The organism is Hungatella hathewayi WAL-18680 (assembly GCF_000235505.1).
GTDB classification, from domain to species: Bacteria; Bacillota; Clostridia; order Lachnospirales; family Lachnospiraceae; genus Hungatella_A; species Hungatella_A hathewayi_A.
The window spans coordinates 2631672-2656482 of sequence record NZ_JH379027.1 but is presented as its reverse complement, the minus strand read 5'-3'; the positions used below and the strand labels follow the sequence as shown (position 1 = coordinate 2656482).

General features: G+C 49.2%; 17 protein-coding genes and 2 tRNA genes. 5 read left to right on the top strand and 14 right to left on the bottom strand.

Going from position 1 to position 24811, the window contains the following annotated elements:
- Positions 1–47 precede the first annotated feature (47 nt).
- Positions 48–130, top strand: a tRNA-Leu gene (locus tag HMPREF9473_RS11915).
- A gap of 59 nt (positions 131–189) precedes the next feature.
- Here the strand turns inward: HMPREF9473_RS11915 and HMPREF9473_RS11910 are convergent.
- The gene (locus HMPREF9473_RS11910; protein WP_006780360.1) at positions 190–483 is read right to left on the bottom strand and encodes an acylphosphatase; all 294 of its coding nucleotides are present in this window, start codon (positions 481–483) and stop codon (positions 190–192) included.
- Positions 484–573: 90 nt separating this feature from the next.
- Positions 574–1911, bottom strand: a complete 1338-nt coding sequence (locus HMPREF9473_RS11905) for an MATE family efflux transporter (RefSeq protein WP_006780359.1) — start codon at positions 1909–1911, stop codon at positions 574–576.
- A 242-nt stretch (positions 1912–2153) separates the two neighbouring features.
- Here HMPREF9473_RS11905 and HMPREF9473_RS11900 point away from each other — a divergent pair, with 242 nt between their 5' ends.
- From HMPREF9473_RS11900 to upp, 3 genes are all read left to right on the top strand, one after another.
- Positions 2154–2993 carry a hypothetical protein gene (locus tag HMPREF9473_RS11900; protein ID WP_006780358.1) on the top strand — a complete coding sequence of 280 codons (840 nt, stop codon included), beginning with the start codon at positions 2154–2156 and terminating at the stop codon, positions 2991–2993.
- 116 nt (positions 2994–3109) lie between these two features.
- Entirely contained in the window at positions 3110–4435 is a 1326-nt protein-coding gene (locus HMPREF9473_RS11895; protein WP_006780357.1) for a uracil-xanthine permease family protein, read from the top strand.
- An 18-nt stretch (positions 4436–4453) separates the two neighbouring features.
- Entirely contained in the window at positions 4454–5083 is a 630-nt protein-coding gene (gene upp, locus HMPREF9473_RS11890) for a uracil phosphoribosyltransferase (protein WP_006780356.1), read from the top strand.
- A gap of 124 nt (positions 5084–5207) precedes the next feature.
- Here upp and HMPREF9473_RS11885 read toward each other — a convergent pair whose 3' ends face one another.
- The 9 genes from HMPREF9473_RS11885 to HMPREF9473_RS11845 form a co-directional block, all read right to left on the bottom strand.
- Positions 5208–5879 carry a UDP-N-acetylglucosamine pyrophosphorylase gene (locus HMPREF9473_RS11885; RefSeq protein ID WP_006780355.1) on the bottom strand — a complete coding sequence of 224 codons (672 nt, stop codon included), beginning with the start codon at positions 5877–5879 and terminating at the stop codon, positions 5208–5210.
- A gap of 42 nt (positions 5880–5921) precedes the next feature.
- Positions 5922–8009: a DNA topoisomerase gene (locus HMPREF9473_RS11880; RefSeq protein WP_006780354.1), complete on the bottom strand. Its 2088-nt coding sequence runs from the start codon at positions 8007–8009 to the stop codon at positions 5922–5924.
- A gap of 118 nt (positions 8010–8127) precedes the next feature.
- The gene (locus tag HMPREF9473_RS11875; RefSeq protein WP_006780353.1) at positions 8128–9183 is read right to left on the bottom strand and encodes an aldose epimerase family protein; all 1056 of its coding nucleotides are present in this window, start codon (positions 9181–9183) and stop codon (positions 8128–8130) included.
- Positions 9184–9304: 121 nt separating this feature from the next.
- On the bottom strand, positions 9305–10720 hold the full coding sequence (locus HMPREF9473_RS11870) for an MBOAT family O-acyltransferase (RefSeq protein ID WP_006780352.1): 1416 nt from the start codon (positions 10718–10720) through the stop codon (positions 9305–9307).
- 21 nt (positions 10721–10741) lie between these two features.
- On the bottom strand, positions 10742–11899 hold the full coding sequence (locus HMPREF9473_RS11865; RefSeq protein WP_006780351.1) for an alginate O-acetyltransferase AlgX-related protein: 1158 nt from the start codon (positions 11897–11899) through the stop codon (positions 10742–10744).
- A gap of 183 nt (positions 11900–12082) precedes the next feature.
- Positions 12083–13168 (bottom strand): aspartate-semialdehyde dehydrogenase, encoded by a 1086-nt coding sequence (asd, locus tag HMPREF9473_RS11860; RefSeq protein ID WP_006780350.1) that lies wholly within the window; start codon positions 13166–13168, stop codon positions 12083–12085.
- A 230-nt stretch (positions 13169–13398) separates the two neighbouring features.
- A complete protein-coding gene (gene deoD, locus HMPREF9473_RS11855; RefSeq protein WP_006780349.1) occupies positions 13399–14121 on the bottom strand; it encodes a purine-nucleoside phosphorylase in 723 nt (240 codons plus the stop codon).
- A 59-nt stretch (positions 14122–14180) separates the two neighbouring features.
- Entirely contained in the window at positions 14181–16418 is a 2238-nt protein-coding gene (locus HMPREF9473_RS11850) for a DNA gyrase/topoisomerase IV subunit A (RefSeq protein WP_006780348.1), read from the bottom strand.
- A 63-nt stretch (positions 16419–16481) separates the two neighbouring features.
- Complete coding sequence (locus tag HMPREF9473_RS11845; RefSeq protein ID WP_006780347.1) at positions 16482–18401, bottom strand: DNA gyrase/topoisomerase IV subunit B; 1920 nt, start codon at positions 18399–18401, stop codon at positions 16482–16484.
- Positions 18402–18529: 128 nt separating this feature from the next.
- Between HMPREF9473_RS11845 and HMPREF9473_RS11840 the strand changes: the two genes are divergently transcribed.
- Positions 18530–18600, top strand: a tRNA-Gly gene (locus HMPREF9473_RS11840).
- A 147-nt stretch (positions 18601–18747) separates the two neighbouring features.
- Here HMPREF9473_RS11840 and HMPREF9473_RS11835 read toward each other — a convergent pair.
- The 3 genes from HMPREF9473_RS11835 to HMPREF9473_RS11825 all read right to left on the bottom strand — a co-directional run bounded on the left by HMPREF9473_RS11835 (position 18748) and on the right by HMPREF9473_RS11825 (position 23732).
- Positions 18748–20649: a hypothetical protein gene (locus HMPREF9473_RS11835; RefSeq protein WP_006780346.1), complete on the bottom strand. Its 1902-nt coding sequence runs from the start codon at positions 20647–20649 to the stop codon at positions 18748–18750.
- A gap of 373 nt (positions 20650–21022) precedes the next feature.
- Positions 21023–22603, bottom strand: a complete 1581-nt coding sequence (locus tag HMPREF9473_RS11830; protein ID WP_148552376.1) for a hypothetical protein — start codon at positions 22601–22603, stop codon at positions 21023–21025.
- A gap of 283 nt (positions 22604–22886) precedes the next feature.
- The gene (locus HMPREF9473_RS11825) at positions 22887–23732 is read right to left on the bottom strand and encodes a hypothetical protein (protein WP_207636796.1); all 846 of its coding nucleotides are present in this window, start codon (positions 23730–23732) and stop codon (positions 22887–22889) included.
- Positions 23733–24811 lie beyond the last annotated feature (1079 nt).

Below are 24811 nucleotides of genomic sequence, written 5' to 3'. Positions count from 1 at the left end.
AAACGAAAAACAATATGCTAGAATTATCAACGTTGCTAACAACATCAGCCGGCCTGTCGGAATGGCAGACGAGGTGGACTCAAAATCCATTGGTGGCAACACCGTGCGGGTTCAAGTCCCGCGGCCGGCACTACACCCTTGGCAGGGAAAAAGCCTTGAGGACCCGGTAACGGTTTTCAAGGCTTTTTTCTATCCTCTCACATGAAATCCCCTCTCCTCAATCACCGGTATCCGCTCCACCTCGCAGTGTTCGATGTGGATGAAGGTATTCTCCTGGAGTTTTCGAAACAGCTGGTTCATGTCCTCCTCGTGGCCCTGGAGTTCCATCTCCACGCGCTCATCGTAGAGGTTGCGCACCCAGCCGGTCAGGCCCAGGCTTTCGGCCAGGTAGTAGGTGCGGTAGCGGAAGCCTACGCCCTGCACTCTTCCGCTGACGAATATATGCTTTCTCACGATATCTGTTTTTCCCATCCCAATTCCCATACCGAATTCCTCCAATTTTTCATATCCCGGACATTTCTCCCTTCATTATATAATAAAATGTCCCTCCTGTACACAAAAACGCCAGGAGCTTCACGCATCCTGACGCTTTTTCTTCATGAAATAAAAATAGTATGGAATTTCCACCAGCAGCATGACGCTCCAGCCGATGGCGCAGGCGTAGGCGATGCCCTGGATTCCCATGGACGGAGTCAGCAGGTACACGAAGATGACCCGCAGTCCCGTCTGGACCACGGTTCCCACCAGGGTGATGCTCATATTGCCCATCCCACGAAAAAATCCCTGCATTCCGTTGGTAAACGCGGGGAACAGGTAGAAAAACGCCATCAGACTCAGATAATGAACCCCAAGCTCAATAATTTTCTCCTCGCCTCTTCCCACAAACAGGCTCATAATCGGCCCTCTCAGAATCAATATCACGGCACAGATAAGGACCCAGTATCCAAACTCCAGCATCAGCCCCGTCCGGAATCCCCTTCCAATCCGTTCCCCCTTCTTCGCCCCGTCATTCTGGGCCACAAAGGTGGTAATTCCATGGGAGATGCTCTGCTCCGGCGTAAATGCAAAGTCGTCCACCCGTGTCACAGCGTTGAAGGCCGCAATCACATCCACCCCCATAGTGTTGACCGCTCCCTGAATCAACAGCTTTCCCACCGGCTGGCAGGACTGCTGCAATGCCGTCACGCCTCCGTACTGCAGCGTCCGTTTCAACAGCTCCCTGTCAATCCGAAACTCCGACGGCGCCAGCCGAAGAAGCGGAATCTTTCGATACACATACCCGATACAGAGTGCCGCAGACACCGCCTCCGCAATCACTGTGGTGACCGCCGAACACACAATCCCAAACCGGAATCCTCCGATAAAGATGATATCCAAAAGCCCGTTCAGCACCGACGCAAACGCCAGGAATTTTAACGGCGTCTTAGAATCCCCCACGCTCTTTAACGCTGCAGACACCGCATTATAAAAGTAGGTAAATGGCGCTCCCAGAAAGATAATCCGCAGATACATGGTGGAAATCCCCAGAATCTCCTCCGGCACCTGCAGCGCCCTCAACAGCGGTTTCGCCGCCACAATGCCCAGCGCTACCACCACCAGGGAAAAGAAGAAGCCGAACACCGCCGTGGTAGCCATCTCCTTTCTCACCATCTCCTCGTCCTTCGCCCCGAAGAAGTTGCTCATCAGAACCGACGCCCCGATGCAGATGCCGGAGATGCCCAGGATAATGATATTCATCACCGGGCTGGCCGTTCCCACCGCCGCCAGCGCTTCCTTCCCGATAAACCGGCCCACAATCACCGAGTCCACCGCGTTATAGGTCAACTGAAACAGATTTCCCAAAATCAACGGAATGGAGTAGGCAATCAGATGCCTCCCAATCTTCCCCTCCGTCATGCGGACCACGCTCATCCTCCGCTCCCCCTTTTTCATATCCTGTCACTTCCACCGCATCGAACGTCCTCACCACTTCGACGTCTCAATCGTATGTAAGCGCTTACAATATCAATCATACTACTGCTTCCCCCATTTGTCCATCCCTTTCTCCATTCAAACAAACGTAACCAATTCTTTCGGAATTTTTTTAACACTTTTCCCCGATTCTATTGTATACTAATATCAACAATCAGCAAAAGACAAGGAGGCCTTGCCCTATGAAACGTACATTACTTATTACCGCATCTATTATCCTCGCCGCCACCATGATGAGCGGCTGTAAATCTAAAAACTATGAGAAGGTGGACTTATCAAGCATTCACACCACCGCCGCCCCTGAGACCCTGGCCCCGTCCCGCCCGGAAACCACCGAGGCCACCACGGAGGAGACGACCACCGCGGACTCCAAGGAGACCGACGACAGCAAAGACACTGCCGCCAAAGGCATTTCCTCCAAAAAGGAAACCTACAAATCCAACAACGTATCCGTGGAATACCCGGTTGTCTCCGGCATGAGCGACAATGTCAGACAGGACAAGGTGAACCAGCTGTTAAAGGATAATGCAAAATCCTACATAACTCTTCAGAATATCGACGAGACAAAGGACACGCTGAAGGTCACCTGCCAGGTCATCTCCGCTGACCGCCGCCGTCTCACCGCAGTCTACAAGGGAAGCTATACCCCCGACGGCGCCGCCTATCCCACCAGCGTCTTCTTCACCAACACCGTTGATTTGGAGCAGGTGAAGAGCCTGGGACTCAACGACTTTACCGACGGCTACACCATGGCCGGCTATGTGCTCTCCGACGACTGTGAATTCTACGATGTCTCCGCGGAGCAGAAAACAGAGCTGTTAAAATACCGCTCCACCCTGACCTTGGAGGACTTAACCAAAACACTGGAACATGCCGACTTCTCCACCGTGAAATCAGGAGACGCCGCCGCCCTGCCACAGTCCTTCAGCTACACCAATCAGGGCGCCCTGTATTTCTCCATCCCGGTGCCCCACGCCCTGGGAGATTACGCCCTCGTGAAGTTCAATCTGGATGGAAAATAATTACTAATATAAATTGCATGAAAATACCCCTTTCTCTATTGATATTTATTGTGTCTTTTGTTAAAATGTAACAGATTACAACAATTCACTACAATATGACAAAGGGGTATTTCAGTATGAATGACAAGAGTAAGTTTACTACCAAGGACTATCTCCTTAGTATCCAGCACCTGTTCGCCATGTTCGGCGCTACCGTGCTGGTCCCGTTACTAACAGGTTTGAATCCCTCCCTTGCACTGTTTTCCGCAGGCGTCGGAACACTCATCTTCCACCTATGTACCAAGTTTAAGGTTCCCGTTTTCTTAGGTTCCTCCTTCGCATTCCTGGCCGCAATCACCGCGATTGTCAGACCGGATGGCGCAGTAGTCCCTGAAAACGTACCGTTGGCACAGGGTGGAATTATTTTTGCCGGTCTCATCTATTTAATCTTTGCTCTGATTGCCTATTTCATCGGTGTGGAGAAAATCAAGAAGGTATTTCCACCGGTTGTGACCGGACCTGTGATTGTGGTCATTGGTATCAACCTGGCCGGAACCGCCATCGGGGACGCCACCGGCAACCTGGGACTGGCTGACGGTCTCACCGGCGAGGTGGCCTTAAATCTTGGCATCGCCCTGTTTACCCTGTTCGTGGTAATCGCCGCGTCCATATTTGCAAAGGGCTTTTTCAAGCTGGTACCCATCTTAATCGGCATCTTCTGTGGATATCTGCTCTGCGTCATCCTTTCCTTCGCAGGCATTTTCCACATGGACTACTCCGCTATCGCCAATGCGGCCTGGCTGAACATTCCGTTTAAGACTCTGGATGTCAACGGCGTGCCATTTATGAGCCTGCCGAAATTTGCCATGGGCCCCATCCTCTCCATCGCCCCAATCGCGCTGGTTACCTTCATGGAGCACATCGGCGACGTGACCACCAACAGCACCGTTGTGGGCAAGGATTTCTTAAAAGACCCGGGACTTCACCGGACCCTGATGGGCGACGGTCTCGCCACCCTCTTTGCAGGTCTTGTGGGCGGCCCTGCCAACACCACCTACTCGGAGAACACCGGCGTGCTGGCCACCACGAAAAACTATAACCCGAGACTCCTCCGGCTGACCGCGGTCTTCGCCATCATCCTGGGACTCTTCGGAAAAGTGGGCGCCATCTTACAGACCATCCCCGGCCCGGTCAAGGGCGGCGTTGAGGTCATGCTCTTCGGTATGATAGCCGCTGTCGGTATCCGCTCCCTGGCGGAAGCCGATTTGGATTTCACCCACAGCCGCAACTTAACTATCGTGGGTCTGATCCTGGTCTTCGGCCTTGGCTTTGCCCAGCTTGGCGGCCTGACCATTCATTTTTCAACCTTCAGCTTAAATATCTCCGGCTTATTCATCGCCGTAGTCATCGGTGTTCTCATGAACGCCATCTTACCAAATACACCGGACGCCGTCCGCGACTAAAGAAAGGATACGAAACTTATGGAAAATGTAACCGTTTTCGACCACCCGCTGATTCAGCACAAAATCTCCATGCTGCGTGATAAACGCACGGGAACCAACGAATTCCGCGCCTTAATCGAGGAAATTGCCATGCTGATGGGCTACGAGGCGCTTCGCGACCTTCCTCTGATGGATGTGGAGGTGGAGACTCCCATTGAGAAATGCTCCACGCCCATGATTGCCGGCAAGAAGCTGGCCGTGGTTCCCATCCTCCGGGCCGGACTTGGCATGGTAAACGGCATCCTGGCCCTGGTTCCATCCGCTAAGGTAGGCCATATCGGTCTCTACCGGGATGAGACCACCCATGAGCCTCACGAGTACTACTGCAAGCTGCCGGACCCCATCGAGCAGAGAACCATTGTGGTCACCGACCCGATGCTGGCCACCGGAGGTTCCGGCGTGGCGGCCGTGGACTTCATCAAGGCCCACGGCGGACGGAACATCAAGTTCATGTCCATCATTGCCGCCCCGGAGGGTCTGGAGCGTCTCCACAATGCTCATCCGGACATCCAGATTTACGTGGGACATTTAGACCGCTGTCTGAATGAAAATGCCTACATCTGCCCGGGACTTGGGGATGCGGGAGACAGAATCTTCGGAACCAAATAGAATAGAACATACGGAAAACATAGAACGTATAGGAACCACAAAAATGGGAAGTCTCTCACATTCGGAGACTTCCCATTTTTATCGATATCCTTGATTTTGAATCCCAAGCTTCCTGACTGCGGAATTAATACTTCTCCACAATCTCCCCTTCTCTCTTGTAAATGCAATTGCCATCCACACAGCCTCTGACGCTGGACAGCGGGTAAATATTGGAGCGGGCGCCAATGACGGTTCCAGGGTTCAATACGGAGCCGCAGCCCACCTCCACCAGGTCGCCCAGCATGGCGCCGAACTTCTTTAAGCCGGTCTCGATATCTCCGTCCTCGGCGTGAACCTTCACCAGGGTTTTATCCGACTTCACGTTGGAGGTCAGGGCGCTGGCTCCCATGTGGGACTTGTAGCCCAGAATGGAATCTCCCACATAGTTATAGTGCGGCACCTGCACGCCGTCGAACAGGATGACATTTTTAAGCTCCGTGGAGTTGCCCACCACGGCTCCGGAACCGATAATCACATTGCCCCGGATAAAGCAGCCGGTGCGCAGCTCCGCGCCCTCACAGATAATGGCAGGGGCCTTCATGCAGGCTGTAGGCGGAATCTCCACGGATTTATGAATCCAGATGGATTTCCCCACCCGCTTGTAATCCTTCTCCGAGAGCATTTCCCCCAGTTTCTGGATGATCTCGCCGATGTGGGGAAGCACCTCCCATGGGTAGGTGTAATCTTCCAGCATACGGCCAGCAATACTTTTCGACGTATCATACAGGTTCTCAATCGTCATCTCATCTTTTTTCATGTTTTCATTCTCCTTTTTGTCTATCTCACTGCTGTCAACAAGTTACTTTCCTTTTTTATAATTAGCCGCGGCGGCGTCAAAATATTCCCGCATCTGATACTGATTGTTCAGTTTCAGCACGCCATAGGTTCTCCCCGCCACAAACTTTTCCAGCTTTTCCATATATTCATCCTCGGTGATGCTCCCCTCGGCCACATAAGTCAGCCCTTTCTCCCAGCTGGCCGTCAAATCCGGGTTCAACAGCTGGCGGATGGAATTGTCCACCACGTCAAATATCATCTCCCCAAGCAGAGACGGCGTAATCACCTGGGTCTTGCCGTTTAAGCTCAAATACTTGATATTCACCAGTTTTTTCAGAATCTCCGCCCGGGTGGCGCTGGTGCCAATTCCGCTTCCCTTAATCTGCGCCCGCAGCTCCTCGTCCTCAATCAGCTGGCCCGCGTTTTCCATGGCCAGAATCATGGAACCTGAGGTGTAACGCTTTGGCGGTGAGGTCTCCCCCTCCTTAATTGTTAAATCCTTAACATTGAGCTCCGCTCCCTTTTTCAGGGCGCCCAGCATGGCGATGAATTCGGGATTGTTCATGTTGCTGTTGTTGGCGGCCGACTCCGCGTCGTCTTTTTCACCGCCGTCTTTCCCATCGTCTCCATCATCCCCGGCATTTTTGTTCAGCGCGTCCTGGCGTTTCTGCTCCGCCTCGGCTTTTTTGCCGAAGGAAACGTCCGCCACCTTTAGGTATCCAGGCTCCAGCATCACCCGGAAGTTGGCGAAGAAATGCTCCTTCTCCATGGCCAGTTCCAGCCCGTACTTCTGATAAATGGCCGCCGGATAAAAGACACTTAGAAATCTTCGGCATATCAGCTCGTAGACCTTCTCAGACAGCCCGGAAAGGCTCCTCAAGGCCCCGAAGCCCTGTCCCGTAGGAACAATGGCATAATGGTCCGTAATCTGCTTGTCGTTGACGTAGCGGGTCTTGGCAATCCCCTTGTAGGAACCGGACTCCAGCACCTCGCTTGCAAAGTCCTTCACCGGCGCGAAATTGCGCAGACCGCCGATATTTTTGTGAATCTCCTTCGCCACCGCCGTGGACAACACTCTGGCGTCGGTTCTCGGATACGTCACCAGCTTTTTCTCATACAACTCCTGCACCACCCGCAGCGTCTCGTCAGGGCTGATTTTAAACATCTTGGAACAGTCATTCTGTATCTCCGCCAGATTGTAGAGAAGGGGCGGATTCTTCGTCTCCTTCTTCTTCTCGATGGCGGCCACCTGTGCGATTGGGGGCTGCACCTGGGAGAGCATGTCAATCAGCTCCTGGGCCGTCTCACGGGCTTTAAAGCCATTTTCCTTATATAGATACGGGGTCTCAAAATATTTAGAGCCCGGCACGCTCCGCCACTCGCCGTCAAAGCTCATGCCACTAGATTCAAAACTTCCAATCACCCGGTAAAACGGTGTCTTCACAAAGTTTCTGATTTCCCGCTCCCGGCGGACCACCATGCCCAGCACGCAGGTCATCACCCGTCCCACCGACAGCACGGTGCGGTCCGTCCGAAGATAGTTGGAGATGGTCTGTCCGTATTTCAGGGTCAGGAGTCTGGAGAAATTGATTCCCATCAGATAATCCTCCTTCGCCCGCAGATAGGCTGACGACGACAGATTATCATACTCACTCCAGTCTTTGGCCTCCCGGATGCCACGCAGAATCTCCTCCTCCGTCTGGGAGTCAATCCACACCCGCTTCCTGGTCTTTCCCTTCACACCTGCCATCTGGTCCACCAGACGGTAGATGTACTCTCCCTCACGCCCGGAGTCGGTGCAGATATAGATGGTATCCACATCCTCCCGGTTGAGAAGTCCGCTGACAATCTTAAACTGCTTGGCCACCCCTTCAATCACCTGGTACTTGAATTCCTTGGGAAGAAACGGCAGCGTCTCCAGACTCCAGCGCTTGAACTTGGCATCGTAGGCTTCCGGATAGCTCATGGTCACCAGATGACCCACGCACCAGGTCACGATGGCATTCTCCGATTCGATGTAGCCGTCGCTTCGTCTGGCGTTTATTTTCAGTGCATTGGCAAACTCCTGTGCCACACTTGGTTTCTCTGCTATGTATAATGATTTTGCCATGTATTACCCCACTCTTTATTTCTGTAACTTTAACAGTATATCATTTTATTGGAATTATTACAACGAAAAGAACGCCCTGCCAGGTTTTCACTCCCGGCAGGGCCCTCTAAAACTTCCATTATTTATCTGTCAGGAACTTGTAGATGGTGGTGGTCTGGTACTCCTCCCCGGCCTTTAACACTGGGGATGGGAACCCCGGTTTGTTGATGGCGTCCGGGAAATACTGGGTCTCAAAACAGTAACCGCACCGTGGCACATACTGGGTATTGTCCTTGCCAGCGCCGCTGAAGGAGTTGGCCGTGTAGAACTGGACTCCCGGCAAATCAGTGTAGACTTCCATGATGCGGCCGGATTTCTCGTCATAGGCCTTGGCTGACAGCGCCAGCTCGCCCTCCGGATGATTCAGCACCCAGTTGTGGTCGTAGCCGCCGGCAAAGATTAAGGGCTCATAGTCCACATTGATATCCCGCTCAATGGCCTTCATGGTAGTGAAATCCATGGGTGTCCCCTCCACAGGAACCAGCTCCCCGGTTGGGATGGAGGTCTCGTCAGCCACGGTAAAGGTATCTGCGTCTATCCACACCTGCTGTGCCATAGCCGGTCCTGACTGATGTCCGGCCAGGTTGAAGTAGCTGTGGTTGGTGAAATTGGCAACGGTATCCGCATCCGCCACCATATGGTAATCCAGTTTCAGACTGTTGTCCGGCGTCAGGGTGTAGCTGACAGCAATGTTGGCGTTGCCCGGATAGCCCTGGTCTCCGTCCGGGCTGAATAGCGAAAAGGTAATCTTCGTTCCAAGGCCGGTTTCCTCCACCTCCGTATCCCAGATGCGGTCGCGGTAGTAGTCAGGTCCGCTATGTAAATTGTTCTTCCCGGAGTTTTGCTCCAGCATGTAGGTGGTTCCGTTCAGCGTAAATTCCGCCCCGCCAATCCGGTTGGCGTTCCGGCCCACAATCTCGCCCAGATGGCCGCCGAGGCCGGTACATTTTTCAACCGTATCGTAGCCTAAAACCACGTCGTCTAAGTGACCGTCTCTGTCCGGCACCACCATAGTCAGCCAAATGCCGCCCAAATCCGTGAAGGATGCCGACACCCCATTCTCATTGCTCAGCGTGTAACGGAACACCTCCGCCCCATTCTCCATCGTCCCAAAACTTGTCTTTGTCCATGCCATATGTTTTTGTTATCCTCCTTCTAAGAGATACTTATCCTTCTCTCTATTCTAAGCCAAATCCACCGATTTGAAAAGTAAAATCATACGAGTGCTGCATAAAAGCTAAATCACGCCGTTCCCATCAGAACCGGAAATAAATAAACGGATTAAAGTCCGCCCCCACCATATAAAAGACCGCGCAGACAAACAGCACCACCAGCCCGATATCGGCCGCCAGCCCCACCGCCTGACTATCCCCCGCCTTCTCCTTCAGCTTCGGCAGGAATGGCAGCGAACCAATCACTGACAAAAGGAGCAGAAACCAAAATTCCCGATCCATCCGCTCCAGAATATCCAGCACATTGTAATGTCCAAACTGGAAGGAGAACATCGCCTTCAGATAGGTAAATGCCTCCCCAATGGTCTCACACCGGAAGAACACCCAGCCGACCAGCACCACCACCAGCGTATACACCCGCTTGAAAATCCCGGGAATCCGCTCCAGCCACCGGCCGAACCGCCCCCGCTCCATCACCAGGAAGAACCCGTGGTACAGTCCCCAGATGACAAAGGTCCAGCTGGCCCCGTGCCAGAATCCGGTGAGCATGAACACAATCAGCAGATTGCGGTAGGTCTTTTTCGCGCCCTTCCGGCTGCCTCCCAGCGGAATATACACATAATCCCGAAACCAGGAGGACAGGGAGATATGCCACCGTCTCCAGAATTCTCGGATGCTGCTGGAAATATAGGGGTAATTAAAGTTCTCCAGGAAATGAAACCCGAACAGCTTCCCAAGCCCTATGGCCATATCCGAGTAGGAGGAAAAATCCATATAAATCTGCAGCGCATAGCACACGGCTCCCAGCCAGGCATAAGGCGTATTCACCTCATTCACCTTGGCAAACACCGCGTCCGCCATATATCCCATCCCGTTGGCCAGAAATATTTTCTTATTAAACCCGATGATAAACCGGGAAATGCCGTCGTGAATCATGGCGCCATCCGTGTGGCGCTCCTTAATCTCCTGATTCACATCGATGTAGCGGACAATGGGCCCCGCAATCAGCTGGGGAAACAGCATGATATACAGCGCCAAATCCAGAATGTTCTTCTGGGTCTCCACCTTTCTTAAATACACGTCAAACACGTAGGACATAATCTGGAACGTGAAAAACGAAATCCCGATCGGCAGCGTAATCGCCGGCACCGCCACGGACCAGTCCATGTGAAGGGCCTGGGCGATGCTGGCCGTGGTGTCCATAAAGAAATTGAAATACTTGAACACAAACAAAATGCCGACGTTGTAAACCACCGACAGCACCAGCACCATTTTCCGGTGCTTCTCCCCCTCCAGCAGCCGGCCGAACACATAGTTCACCACTGTGGAAATCATCAGCAGAATCGTATATTTCACGCCTCCCCAGGAATAAAACACCAGGGAGCAGAATAACAGCGCCAGATTCTTTACCGCCGTCTTTCTCGTCAGACAGGCAAGCATGTAAAGAGCCAGGGTCGCCGGCAAAAATACAAAGACAAATACAGGTGATACAAATACCATGGTGGTTCCTCCATTATCAGGTTAGTCAAGCAGCTCCGGGTGCTCAGTCAGGTAGTCGATAAGCCCAAAACTCATAACGGGAATATGGGCTTCATTGACTTCCAGAATCACAATATCCGCCTGCTCCAGTTCCTCTTTCAGATTCAGTTCCCCGTAATCGGAAAAACTGCCCGGCTCGGAAAAGCCGTTTCTGTAAAAGATGGTATTTTCCACATAGGTATCCTTTTGGAACATCCCGTCATTAATCAGATGATTCAGCGTCTGTCCCATAAAACTGCCGCCGCGGCAGAACATATTCGGCCGCTCTTCCTCCGGGGCCATCTCCCCATCCACCTTGACCTCCGCCGTGTAGTAGGAATCGTAAGGTTTGGTAAATACATTGATAACATTAAAAATATCGGAATCCGGGTGAAGCGGCGCCGGCACCGGGGCATACTCCACATGGGTCTCCGGAAATGAGTAGGCGCTGTTCTCATCCAGAAAGCGGGTCAAATCAGAGGCCACCTCCGCCCCCACAACCAGGCTCCAGTGGCTTCCCGTCTTGTAATACAGCGGCATCCCCGCCGCGTCCGCCGTTTCCCTGTAAGCGGCCACAAAGGGAATCGAATCGTAGACCTTGAAATCATAATCCTCCAGTGTTTCCGTCAGTACCTCATAATTGCCGGTTCTATCCCCAAAGCTGGTGGCCACCCGGTAAATATCCGGCACGTCCTCCTCATAATAGCGGACCTTCGTTGGGGTGATGAACAGATAAAGCTCCTTCCCCTTCGCCTCCAGTTTGTCCTGAATCACCGTAAGTTTCTCACACAAATCCACCACAAACTCTTTGTCCGCCGGCGGATAAACCTTCTCATACTTTAAGACATACTCTTTTTCAAACAGATTCCGGTTCTTGCCGATGACAATATTCTGGTTTGGCGATTTATCATAGAGAGTAAAAATCAGCTGGTTGCGTACCTTAATCATCAGGTCCCGCCCCGGTATCTTCTGGGAGACATAATTGTCAAGCTCCGTCTGTACCGTTCCGTCCAGCAGTCCTTTCTTTGTCAGTACGGGGCGCTCCGCCTCCACGCTGACCCCGGTCAGCCCAAACCGGGAGTCCACCCGCTTCAACAGCAGAGGCATACACAGCACCACCGCAAACCCCAAAATCAGAATGATTGTTCTCAGCCTTTTCATCTGTTTTATCCTTCCGTATCCTGTTTCGTTCCTAATTCATACCCGCCTATTATAGCATGAATGTCCCGGAGTGACCAGTCAAAATCGCTCTTTTTCATCGCAGTCAAAATTCACAAAAGGCGCAGCTATCGCACTGCGCCTTTCTCCCTGTTTCCTGCTGCAAATCACAGGCAGCATCCGGTTTTATTTTGCCTCAATATAGCCCTGGGCTGTCAGAAGCTCGGCACACAAAACTGCCCCGCCTGCCGCACCACGGACCGTATTGTGGGATAATCCTACGAACTTGTAGTCGTAGACCGTATCCTCTCTGAGACGGCCGACGGAGATTCCCATGCCGTTCTCAAAATCCACGTCCAACGTTACCTGTGGACGGTTATCTTCCTCCATATACTGAATAAACTGACCCGGAGCGCTTGGAAGCTTTAACTCCTGTGGCAGACCCTTGAAGTTCACCAGACGCTCAATCAACTCTTCCTTGGACGGTTTCTTTCTGAATTTCACAAACACCGCCGCCGTATGTCCGTTTAACACCGGAACGCGGATGCACTGGCAGGTAATCACCGGCTCCGCCGCTTTCACAATCTCGCCGTCCTTTATCTCACCCCAGATGCGAAGGGGCTCCTGCTCGCTCTTCTCCTCCTCGCCGCCGATGTAGGGAATGATGTTCTCCACCATTTCCGGCCAGTCCTTGAAGGTCTTTCCGGCGCCGGAGATTGCCTGGTATGTAGTGGCAACCACCTCATAGGGCTCAAATTCCTTCCATGCGGAGAGAACAGGCGCGTAGCTCTGAATGGAGCAGTTTGGCTTCACCGCGATAAATCCTTTGGTTGTGCCGAGACGCTTTCTCTGGTGCTCAATCACCTTGAAATGCTCCGGGTTCACCTCCGGAATCACCATGGGAACATCAGGCGTCCAGCGGTGGGCGCTGTTGTTGGACACCACCGGGGTCTCGGTCTTCGCATAAGCTTCCTCGATGGCCTTAATCTCCTCCTTGGTCATATCCACCGCGCTGAACACGAAATCAACGCTGGCCGCCACGGCTTCCACCTCGTTGACATTCATCACCACCAGCTTCTTGACCGCTTCCGGCATGGGTGTCGTCATCTTCCAGCGGTCTCCCACGGCTTCCTCATAGATTCTGCCTGCGGAGCGGGGGCTGGCCGCCACGGTAACCACCTCATACCACGGGTGATGTTCCAGCAAAGCGATAAATCTCTGTCCTACCATACCTGTTGCACCAAGTACACCAACTCTCAATTTCTTTTCCATAATTCTGGCTCCTCATGTTTCCCCTGAAACTATGCAAAGGGGACTTTCTTACTTTCTTTGATTGTATAAAAAAACTTTCTATGTATCTTATAACAAAATTTCCAAAAAGGCAACCTTTATTCGCGAGAAAAATACATTTGTACGTCCAGCAAAGACATTTTTCCACTTTAGCACGTCAGAGACGGAAAAACCGGAGCAGGCAATGCGCTTCTCCGGTTTTTCAGCCGCCTTTAAGCCAGCGACAGGGCTACTTCCATCATATTCGTGAACGTGGTCTGGCGTTCCTCAGCCGTGGTCGCCTCCCCGGTCACCACCGAATCCGAGATGGTGACGATACACAGGGCGTTGACGCCTGCTGCCGCCGCGTTGCTGTACAGAGCCGCCGCTTCCATCTCCACGGCCAGAACCCCCATATCGCTCCAAGTCATGCCGCCGGTGACGGATTTGGCAGGGCCGTAGAACATGTCGGAGCTCAACACATTTCCCACGTGGTAGGTCAATCCCTTGGCCTTGGCTTCCTCCACCGCTTTTGACAGCAGCTCGTAGCTGGCGATGCAGGAATAGTCTCCCGGCAGGCCAAACAGACGCACATAGTTGGAGGTGGTACAGGCGCCCATGGCAAACACCATGTCACGGACCTTCAGCTTCTCGCTGAGCGCTCCGGCGGTTCCCACACGAATCAGGTTCTTACATCCGTAGAAATGAATCAGCTCGTGGGAATAGATGCCGATGGACGGGCAGCCCATACCGGTGCCCATGACCGAAACCCGTTTCCCCTTGTAGGTTCCCGTATAACCGAACATATTTCTTGTGGCGTTAAACTGCTTCACATCCTCCAGGAAGTTGTCCGCAATGTATTTGGCGCGGAGCGGGTCGCCCGGCAGAAGAATGGTCTCCGCAATTTCCCCCTCTAACGCCTGGATGTGTGGTGTTGGTACATTTGGATTTGACATGTGATGTCCCCCTTATATTTTATTATTTTTCTCTGTGTTCATGAACTCAATGAAACATTTTAATTCAGCCGCACCTTGCTGCCCTTGCCGTCCCGCTTGCCAATCTTTAACCGGTTTAAATGCACCTCTTTTTTCTTGTACATAATCACCGGCTCCTCGCCAAGCAGATATAAGCGCTCCAGTTCCTCGCCGGCCGCCAGCTTGATGCCGCGGACGCCTCTGGAATTCTTCTTCATTTCCGATATCTCATCCAGCGCAAACCGCAGGAATACATCCCCGCTGGTCTGAAGCACCACCTCGGTCTGCTGCTCCACAATCTGGACGCTGACCAGACCGTCCCCGTCCTGAAGCTTGGTGGCCGCCACCGTCCGGTTGTTGGTCTCAAATTCCTCCGCCGGCACCTGTTTCACCAGGGCCATCTTCGTGGCAAATACCAGCTTCTTCCCGCGGATGCCCTCCAGGTTGGTCAGGCAGATAATCTCCTCCTTCGTCCCGTCAAACTTGCTCAAGTTGTCAATAGGCGTTCCCTTGTCCCGCAGCTTGCCGAAGGGAATTTCCATCACCTTCACCTGGTGCAGATTGCCCAGATTGGTAAACAGGCAGATTTTATCCGTGTTCATGCAGACAATCACATGGGGATGCTCCGCCTCCACCGTCTCCCGGTTTCTGTCGTAGGTGTTCTTATCTAACAGCTTGCAGTAGCCGAACTTGTCCATGATAAAGGCCACCTCCTGCACTTCCACAGGTGCTTCCTCGTACACGGCCTCCTTGCCATCCTCAATAACCGTTCTTCTCGGTGTGGCAAACTCCTCCTTGATGTGGGCTAAGTCCTCTTTGATGACCTTATCCATGGCCCCTTTATTCTCCAGAATACCGGTATACTCCTTAATCTTCTTTAAGGTCTCCTTGTACTCCTTCTCCAGAGCCAGAATCTCCAGGCCAATCAACTTGTAAAGACGCATCTCCAGAATGGCGGACGCCTGCTTCTCCGTAAACTGCAGCTTCTTTGCGTCCTCCTCAAACCCCGGCGTCCGGAATTTGATATTGGAAATGTCGCCGTTCATCAGACATGCCTTGGCGTCCTTCAAGTTCTTGGAGCCGCGGAGAATGGCGATGATTAAGTCAATCACGTCACAGGCCTTGATAAGACCTTCCCGAATCTCCTTCTTCTCCAGCTCCTTCTCCAGAAGCGCCCGGTATTTCCGGGTAGTATTCTGATACTGGAACTCCAGATAATTCCTTAAAATCCCCTTTAAATTCAGGGTCTCCGGCCTGCCGCCCGCGATGGCCAGCATGTTGACGCCAAAGGTATCCTCCAGCTTCGTCTTCTTGTAGAGAATGTTGATCACCTTCTCCACGTCCGCATCCTTCTTCAGCTCCAGCACAATGCGGATACCCTCTTTGTTGGACTGGTTGGAGATGTCCACCACATCCGTCAGCTTCTTGCTCTCCACCAGCTCCGCAATGTCCACCAGGCACTTGTTGATGCCGGCGCCAACCATGGTGTAAGGAATCTCGGTGATGACAAGCTTGTCCTTGTCGGACTTCCGCTTCCCAAGCTCCACCTCCAGCTTGCCGCGAAGCTTAATCTTGCCGCTTCCTGTCTCATAGATTCCCGCCAGTTCACTCTTGTTAGCGATAATGCCTCCGGTGGGGAAATCCGGTCCCGGCAGATACTCCATCAGCTCCTGGATGGCAATCTCCGGCCTGTCAATGTAGGCCATCACCGCGTCAATCACTTCCCCTAAGTTGTGGGGTGGAATGCTGGTGCTCATACCAACGGCGATTCCCTCCGCACCGTTTATCAACAGGTTTGGCACGCGGACCGGAAGCACCTCCGGTTCCTTCTCCGTCTCGTCATAGTTTGGCACAAAATCAACGGTTTTATCTAAATCTTTTAAGTATACTTCCTCAGCAAATTTCTCCAGACGGGCTTCCGTATAACGCATGGCGGCCGCCCCGTCCCCCTCGATGGAGCCGAAGTTGCCGTGCCCGTTGACCAGCGGCATCCCTTTTTTAAACACCTGGGACATGACCACCAGGGTTTCGTAAATGGAGCTGTCGCCGTGGGGATGATATTTACCCATAGTATCACCCACGATACGGGCCGACTTTCTGTGGGGCTTATCGTGGTTTATATGCAGTTCACTCATGTCGTACAGCACACGGCGCTGAACCGGTTTTAAGCCATCCCTTGCATCCGGAATGGCCCTGGCCGTGATAACGCTCATGGAATAATTCATGTAGCTCTTCTGCATTTCCTCTGAATATTCGGTTGTTATAATCTTCTCAGCCATGATTTCTCTCCTTACCTTTCCAGGTCTGCGAATGCAGACGTGGACTTTCCTTACCTTCCCGCGTTATGCGTCAATCTCCGCCTCGTCAGCATGCTCGTAGATAAACTGCCGTCTGGGGGGCACTTCGCTTCCCATCAGCATTTCCGTCATCTCCGATGCCAGGCGGGCATCTTCAATCTCCACACGCTTCAACACCCGGTTCTCCGGGTCTAAGGTCGTCTCCCACAGCTGCTGCGCATCCATCTCACCGAGACCTTTGTAACGCTGAAGGGTAAATTCCCCCGTATGGGTCTTCCGGTAACGCTCCAGCTCCTTTTCATCGTAAAGATACTGTTCCTCTCCCTTTCTGGGAATCACCTTGAACAGCGGAGGCATCGCAATATAGACATGCCCGTTGAAAATCAGCTCCGGCATAAACCGGTACAGGAATGTCAAAAGCAGGGTGTCAATATGGCTGCCGTCCACATCGGCATCCGTCATCAGGATAATCTTGTGGTAGCGCAGCTTGGTAATATCAAAATCGTTGCCATACCCTTCGGAGAACCCACAGCCGAAGGCGTTAATCATGGTCTTAATCTCCGCGTTGGCCAGCACCTTATCAATGGATGCCTTCTCCACGTTCAAAATCTTGCCGCGAATCGGCAGAATGGCCTGGTACATCCGGTTTCTGGCAGTCTTCGCCGAGCCGCCGGCGGAATCTCCCTCGACGATAAAAATCTCACACTTCTCCGCGTCCCGGCTCTCACAGTTGGCCAGCTTTCCGTTGCTGTCAAACGAGAACTTGGACTTGGTCAGCATGTTGGTCTTGGCCTTCTCCTCCGCCTTGCGGATTTTCGCCGACTTCTCCGCGCAGGTGATGACTCCCTTTAACACTTCCAGGTTCCTATCGAAATACCGCTGCAGCTCGTCCCCGCTGACGGTAAACACCGCCTTGGTGGCGTCCGCGCTGGCCATCTTCGTCTTAGTCTGCCCCTCGAAAATCGGGTCCGGATGCTTGATGGCCACGATGGCCGTCATCCCGTTTCTGGTGTCCGCCCCGGTGAAGTTGGCGTCCTTCTCCTTCAATATCCCCAGTTCCCTGGCGTAGGAGTTAATCAGGGTCGTAAACTTAGTCTTGAAGCCCACCAGATGAGTACCGCCCTCCTGGGTGAAAATGTTGTTGCAGAAGCCCAGGATATTCTCCTCAAAGGTATCCACAAACTGGAAAGCCACCTCCACCTCAATCCGGTCCACTTCCCCTTTAAAGTAGACAGGGTCATGAATAGGCGTCTTCCCCACATTTAATTCCTTCACATAGGCCACAATGCCCTCCGGCTCCGAGTAGACAATGGTCTCCTCCTCCCCCGGCCTTCTATTCCTGTAATTGATAACCAGCTTTGGATTCAAGTAAGCCGTCTCATGAAGCCGGCTCTTCAGCCACTCCGCCTTAAACCTGGTCCGCTCGAAAATGTCGCCGTCCGGCAGGAAATTAATCTCCGTTCCGGTCTCCTTCGTCTTTCCCAGCACCGGAAGCAGCCCGTCCTCCAGCGCCACAATGGGAATACCACGCTCATATTCGTCATGGTGGATATACCCGTTTTTATACACCTTCACGTCCATATGCTCGGACAGCGCATTGACCACCGAAGAACCCACACCGTGGAGACCTCCGCTGGTCTTATAGGACTCATTATCAAATTTACCGCCGGCGTGAAGCGTCGACAGCACGATACGGGCCGCCGACACTCCCTTCCGGTGCATCTCCACCGGAATACCGCGGCCGCTGTCCTTCACCGTACAGGAACCGTCCGCCTCCAGCGTCACCCATATCTCATTACAGTACCCCGCCAGATGCTCGTCCACCGCGTTATCCACGATTTCATATATTAAATGGTTCAACCCTTTGGTCCCAACCCCGCCAATGTACATACCCGGACGTTTCCTTACAGCCTCCAACCCTTCCAGGACCGTAATACTATCCGCATTATACTGTGTCTTTGCCATGCCACTCCTCCACATCTTGTATATTTCAAAGAGTATTATACACGAGGACACCAGCTTTTTGCAAGTTTTCGACCAAAAAGTTTTTCCAGTGCTTGAAATTTTTTGAATTTATGATATAATAGCAACATGCATGTGTAGTTCATCGGTAGAACGCCAGCTTCCCAAGCTGGAGAGGTGGGTTCGATTCCCATCACGTGCTTTTTTTGTTGCCTCCAAAACAGCAAGCGGTTATTCCTTAATAGAAATTTGGTTCAGTCCTATATTCAGACATGTTCCAACCAGTTATAGAGCGCAATCCGTAATTATATTATAATTCTTCCGTTAACATAGCCTCTGTTTTGCTTGACTAAATAGAAGAAGCTATCTTCCATAGCTCCTCTAACCCGTAACTTGTTGTTGTGTCTTCTCCTTCTGATTTAGCAGTAGCTTCAACTTCCAAAGCAGCTGCAATCGCTGCTGCAGCCCGTCCTTTCCGCTCTTTTTCACGGGCGATTTCTTCTTTCGTTTTAGGTGGAACAACTGCCTTTGTATATAACTGTAAGTATGTTTCAGATTTTTCTATATGATAATGTTCAATAGTCGCCCAAAATTGAGCAAAACCTTCTCGTTTAATGAGGAAATTGGGAATTCCTTCCGGGTCATAAATTCCTCCAGCTATTCCTTCTCTCTTAAATGCTGGATTTCCCATAAATGCCCCTGACTTTTTAGTCCCATTATCAAAATGAGCATAATCCTGCATAAATTGCAGCATGTTATCCGATATATATATTTCCAAAATCCAGGCGTACTTATCATCCGTAGACACCGGACCACCACGCTCGCTTTCGAATACGTAAGGCTCATTGATTGACCAAACGACCTCTCCTCTAGCCGCTTGTCCTACTGGACAAAAAATGGCCTCTACTACTTTGTCTATATCTTTTTCATGGAATGCGGCTTCAAAAGCATTTTTCTCCCCTTCGCACATCCTTCGGATTAGCCGCCCCCCTTTTATTCGGTAAATCACATTTGGAAATTTAAATGCCGCAGGATAGAAACAATGTGGCTTTTCTTCTACTTTCTCTGGTCCTTTTGTCAAATCCATCATTTCTTCTATCCCTATCATAGGCAGACGTCGATGTGGATTAATTTTAGGACTTATTTCAGGAACAAAATCATTGAACTCTCTTTCCCTGCCGCTCATAATTATTTCTCTTATATAACTCTCCAAATCACTCCTCATACAAATGTATTCTGGAATCCTATACCCTAATATACGGAGTTTATCAATAATTGTGTACTCTGGATCATCATCTTCCTCCGCTGTCCTGAACGAGGCCAGGGACAATGCTGGCGTTTCCTCCGACTTTAAAACCTGCATCTTGGGGGCTTTTTCGTTTGCCCATAACAAGGCTGCATTCATCCGTATTAAGATTATATCCTTCATCTCCTGCCGACATTCTTCCGGATAGTGTGCTGCTTCCATGGCTGCATCTATCCTATCCGGTGTCAGTCTACTGTAAAGTCTCCTGACAGAAAGAATCTTTTGTTTTTCTGTTATATGCGCATAGGGACCTTTCAACATAGACCCCAGTTCGCTTGGCTCTCCAGCCTTCCAATCGTCAGCACTTTTCTGTTCGCCCTGTGCTCTTTTGTCTAAAGCACCTCCATTATCCAAACGTATCAGTTGTCCATTGTGCTTCGCCCAGTTAGCAGTTTTAAATAAATCCCAATTTGCAAAAATAAAATCAGCTCCAATATGTTCCGCAAAATCAGGAGATACTTCCAATTCCTCGACCTTTGGTTCCTCATAATCACTCAGGAATTCCATGAGCTGTGCATCTTTTCCTCCAACCTTCACATAATGAGCAGAAACAACCGGTACGCCCGCCTGCTCATATAAATGATTCGTTAGCACTTCTGTCAGTACCTGATTTTCTTTTAATCCTTCCTTCAAAACCCATTCCGTATCCTTTAAAAATAAAGGTTTTCCTTTTTCATCCAAAATATCTCGTTTAAATTTAATATGTCTGGGCTTCGTAGAACCTAATTTCATACTCTCGTCGGCTATTTCCTCAAAGTCTTCCTCTGCAATCTCCGGTACTCCACCCGCACACTGAATCACACCAGTCGTCTTACGAAGTTGCAATATAATCGGTAAGCAAGGTTTTCCTTGCACCATCCCGTGCCCCTGTAAAGGATTCTTATGTCTCTTCATAATATCATTACTGGCCCGCTTTTCTTTTTTTAATAATAATTGATTTTCCATACGCGTCACTGGTCATCCTTTTCTTTCGTTGTCTATTAGCTTTTCCATTATTTTATCACCTTCCCACCCTGATAAAAAGTTTTTAGAAAATTCTTTAGAAAAGTTTTAAATCCCCTGGACGCCTTGATTCAACCGATGTTGTAAATCAATCGTGCTCTATTTTCCACAGGCAGACACTCCACCTGCTATTGGCATATAACCATTAATATATTTAAAGTAAGGGCTGAAAGCCCTGTGAGGAACTTTCAGCCCAGTTATTATTGCTTTCCATAATTTGCCACGATACTATGCATAAATTGACTCCATATCTCCTCCAATTAGTTTATCAGTAAATAACCAGAAACAGATATCTTTTCTCCTCCCAATTCCATCTCTAACTCCTAATCAAAGTTGCAATAATAGCCGCAATCTGAATTCCCCCCGATACCACCGTTATAATTGGCGTATAATCAAACTTATTTCTATCCCGAATCTTTAATCGAATCAAGTAATTCCGAAACTCAATTTTTTCTTTCACCGTCTTTTCATTACCGACATCACCAATATTTCCAAGAATCGGCCCCAGTACCCTCTCATTATAGTCCCTAATCGTTTCTTCCTTCATCTTATCGACAATATTTTTCAAATAGTACTGTACACCAATATAGATAATCACCGGGCACAATGCAACCAGCCCCAGTGCCGTGAACGTGAACACTTTGAAATTATCAGAATACTCAATTGGAGATTCTACCACCGCCAAAATCAATGTTAAACATATTAACGAAATAATCAAGATTCCCTGGTTGCAAAATTTTTTAATCTCATTAATATGCAGAAATCCATTTTTATAATAATTCTCTTTGACCGGAAGCTTCGAAATATAGGATAACTGCTTATAGGAATTATAAAAAATCACAAAAGCCCTGCACCCCACAGTAAGACTATATGCCATCAAGATAAACACGGCTGCCATTCTTCCGATGCCGATATTCTCCGGCAGGTTCAACCGGTCTTCTATAATGATATCCAAAAATAAAACCAGCCAAAATAACAAAGCGCCCGTATAGATAATAATATTTCTTATGGAAGATATCTCAAACATTCCTTTATTGAAATGGTTATAAATCTCTTCCGATGTATCACCGTACAGCCGGTCCCATTCGATTATTTTATCGATATGATTATGAAATAACAGGTTATACTTATCCCGAATCCATACGTAAATAAGTCTCCATGCATTCATTTCAAAACCTATCACCAAAAAAGTAATATAATATCGAAAGAAATAATCTTCTCCAACTAAAAAAAGTTCTATCAATGTCAAGATTGTAGATAATAACAGCACCGCCACCACATAATGGCTATTATACAATCCTTTTAATGTCTTATCCGGAAATGCAATCTCCGCCGTTGGAACACTATTGCCCGGACTGAATTTATATTTCATTCTCCCAACGCAGTCTGTTTTAATACAATTCTTACAGGCCAGAGTCCCATTCGTCTGAGGAAAAAAGCGATACGGAAAAAAATAAAGATGTCCTTCCCAGCAAACCAAACCAGTCAACGCCATAATGGAAATGATCAAAATCAGGATTTTGTTGACTGCAAAAATTTGCTCCCCCACAAATAGCACGCACGGTAAAATCGAAAAAATCAGCACATCATCCCAACCGTTTATATGACAATCCATACAGCAATTGGTATCTTTATACACCCACTCTTTAATCAAACACTTTTTATATTTAAACACATTATTTAATCCCAGCAGAAAAAGCATCCAGAACAAAATTAGATTCCATGATATTAGAATTTGAAATTTACACAGTATCACACAGGTAAACATATAAATAAAATAAATTATGATAACGATATTATCACCGCTACGGTCAACTTTTAATTTATCCAGCTTCCGCTCCGATTGAATCGGCAAATAAAACTTCTTAAATACCCGGTTGCTATGTATGGTATTCACTCGGTTCCTGCATCTGCTTATAATAAAATGGTATAAAATAATCGCAGTCAGCAGAATTGTGATTATTTGATTTTTTTCAACCGTGTCATACGCTCTTATTTCAGGTAATATCAGTATCATGAATGATAAAGCGAAATAAATGTACCGTTCTATTTGATAAATCATGGCGTTCCTTTCCATTCATATCAACAAAGATTTTTGCATATTTATTTTATTATATCATTCAAGCATTATGCCTTCAAATTCTATCGTTCGACATTTTTCGACACGGTTGCAATATTTTTTACTTTCCCCCTCGAACCACCTGAATACTCTTCTCTCTCAAATCTAATCCTGCTCCCTCTTCCGGCCACACGACATTTGCATTCAATCCCCATTTTGCATAATATTCTGTCAAATTCTCTCTATTACGCAGAATATACCACACTCCATCCGGCCCACACACTGCAATCCTTTTCTCTGGTTCCCCTCCCACATCTGGCCTCAATAAACTGCTGGTCACTGATTCTCCCCGATGTTCCGCAATATACTTCCCATAATCCGACTGCGGCCCATGCTGTACCCTGTCAAATTCCGAATGAGATCTTCTCTCCCCATTCAAAACTTCATTCAGCCCTTCCTTTACCGCGTGCGCAGGCGTAATAAGCGCTCCTCTTGTTGTCTCGTCCTGTTGGACAAACAACACATCATGCAAATCATAATCGCCGGTAACAAAATCACTATATTCTAAAACCTTATCATCTTTATCTTTCAGTTTCGCCGCAATGGCGCTTAATATAGCAGTTTTATCGCTGCTCCCCACCGCCAGAAACTCCGCCAGGGAATCAAACAGCACCTTTTGTCCATCAGTGGCTATTTCTGCTCCTTCAGGAGAAGATTTCATTTTTGCAATGCCTTTTCTTGACATATAAACGCCCAGCAGCGCCTCCAATCCTTTCTTACTCTTATCCCACACCCCAACCAGGCCACGAACCTCCTTCGGTATCGATTCAATGTCATCCTGTCCAATGCTGCCCTCTTTAATCGATTTTTCCAATATATGATGCCCCTTTGCCGCCGCCCCATCCATCAGCCTGCGAATCGTATGCTCTCCAGCTTCACGGAAACTGATAATATAGCTTTTTTCCATGCAGTATCTTTTGATCTTATCTACATCTTCGCTAATCAAAAAGTTGGATAACTCTGTTGTGCTTTTAATGGGCTCTATCATCCTCTGAATAATCCCCTGTCCAAATTTCAGCTGTAACGGGCTTTTAATCGGAGATGGCAAATGTTTCTTGTCGCTTGCAGTCGGTTTATTCGCTTTTTCTACCATGTGATACAGTCCAATCACCTCCTTAACATTGTGGTAAACATTACTGTTCCATATAGCCTAACTATACCATGTATCAGAGGCTTTAAAATTAAAGATTGTTTAAAGATTGTGGAGATAAAAACTTACTAAATTTATATCAAACAATAAAGTAGCCGGTACCATAACATTTAAGCTATGACACCGGCTATACTTCTTTGGACAGCCCACTTATACTAGCCTCCAGTTCTCTTCTATCATATTCACAATGTAACCTCCTGGAACTGATGGAATACCGCTACGGCCATTCCTTTACAATTATCTGCTCCTAGTTTATCCCAAAGGGTTGGCATCAACGTTTTGATGGAGGTGCTCTGGCCGATTCCATACTAGACTGGATTATACCATCTGCTTACGCCATGATGCTTGATGGGAACATTTCATGCGTCAACGCAAAAGATTAATTTCCCAATGATGTAATGCCCACTTAGGGAGCCAACCCGCTTAGGGGACTCCCACCATCAACACACTGGCTCCGCATAAAAGATAGCGTTGCACTATTTAAGAACATTGAGTGACTCTGCCCCCATAATATTCAGGCAGATTGTACCATTTTAACGAAAGAATTCGGTAGCACGAACTATTTCTATTTGGTATCTCTCCTTTTTACTCCGAGATAACCTTTCTGGCTTTTTTCCAGAATATTATCGCAATAAATCCCATTACAAGTAACAGTAAATATCTGACTAACCTGTATTCATATAAAGGTAATCCTGCAAAATTTACAATTACAACAATACCAAAAATTATCAATAATTTTTTTCATCATAAATCTTCTGTGAAACTTTTCTATAATTTCTATAATGCAGCAATGTTTGTATCATATAACAAAATAATGTAGTATATGCAGCCGTCTT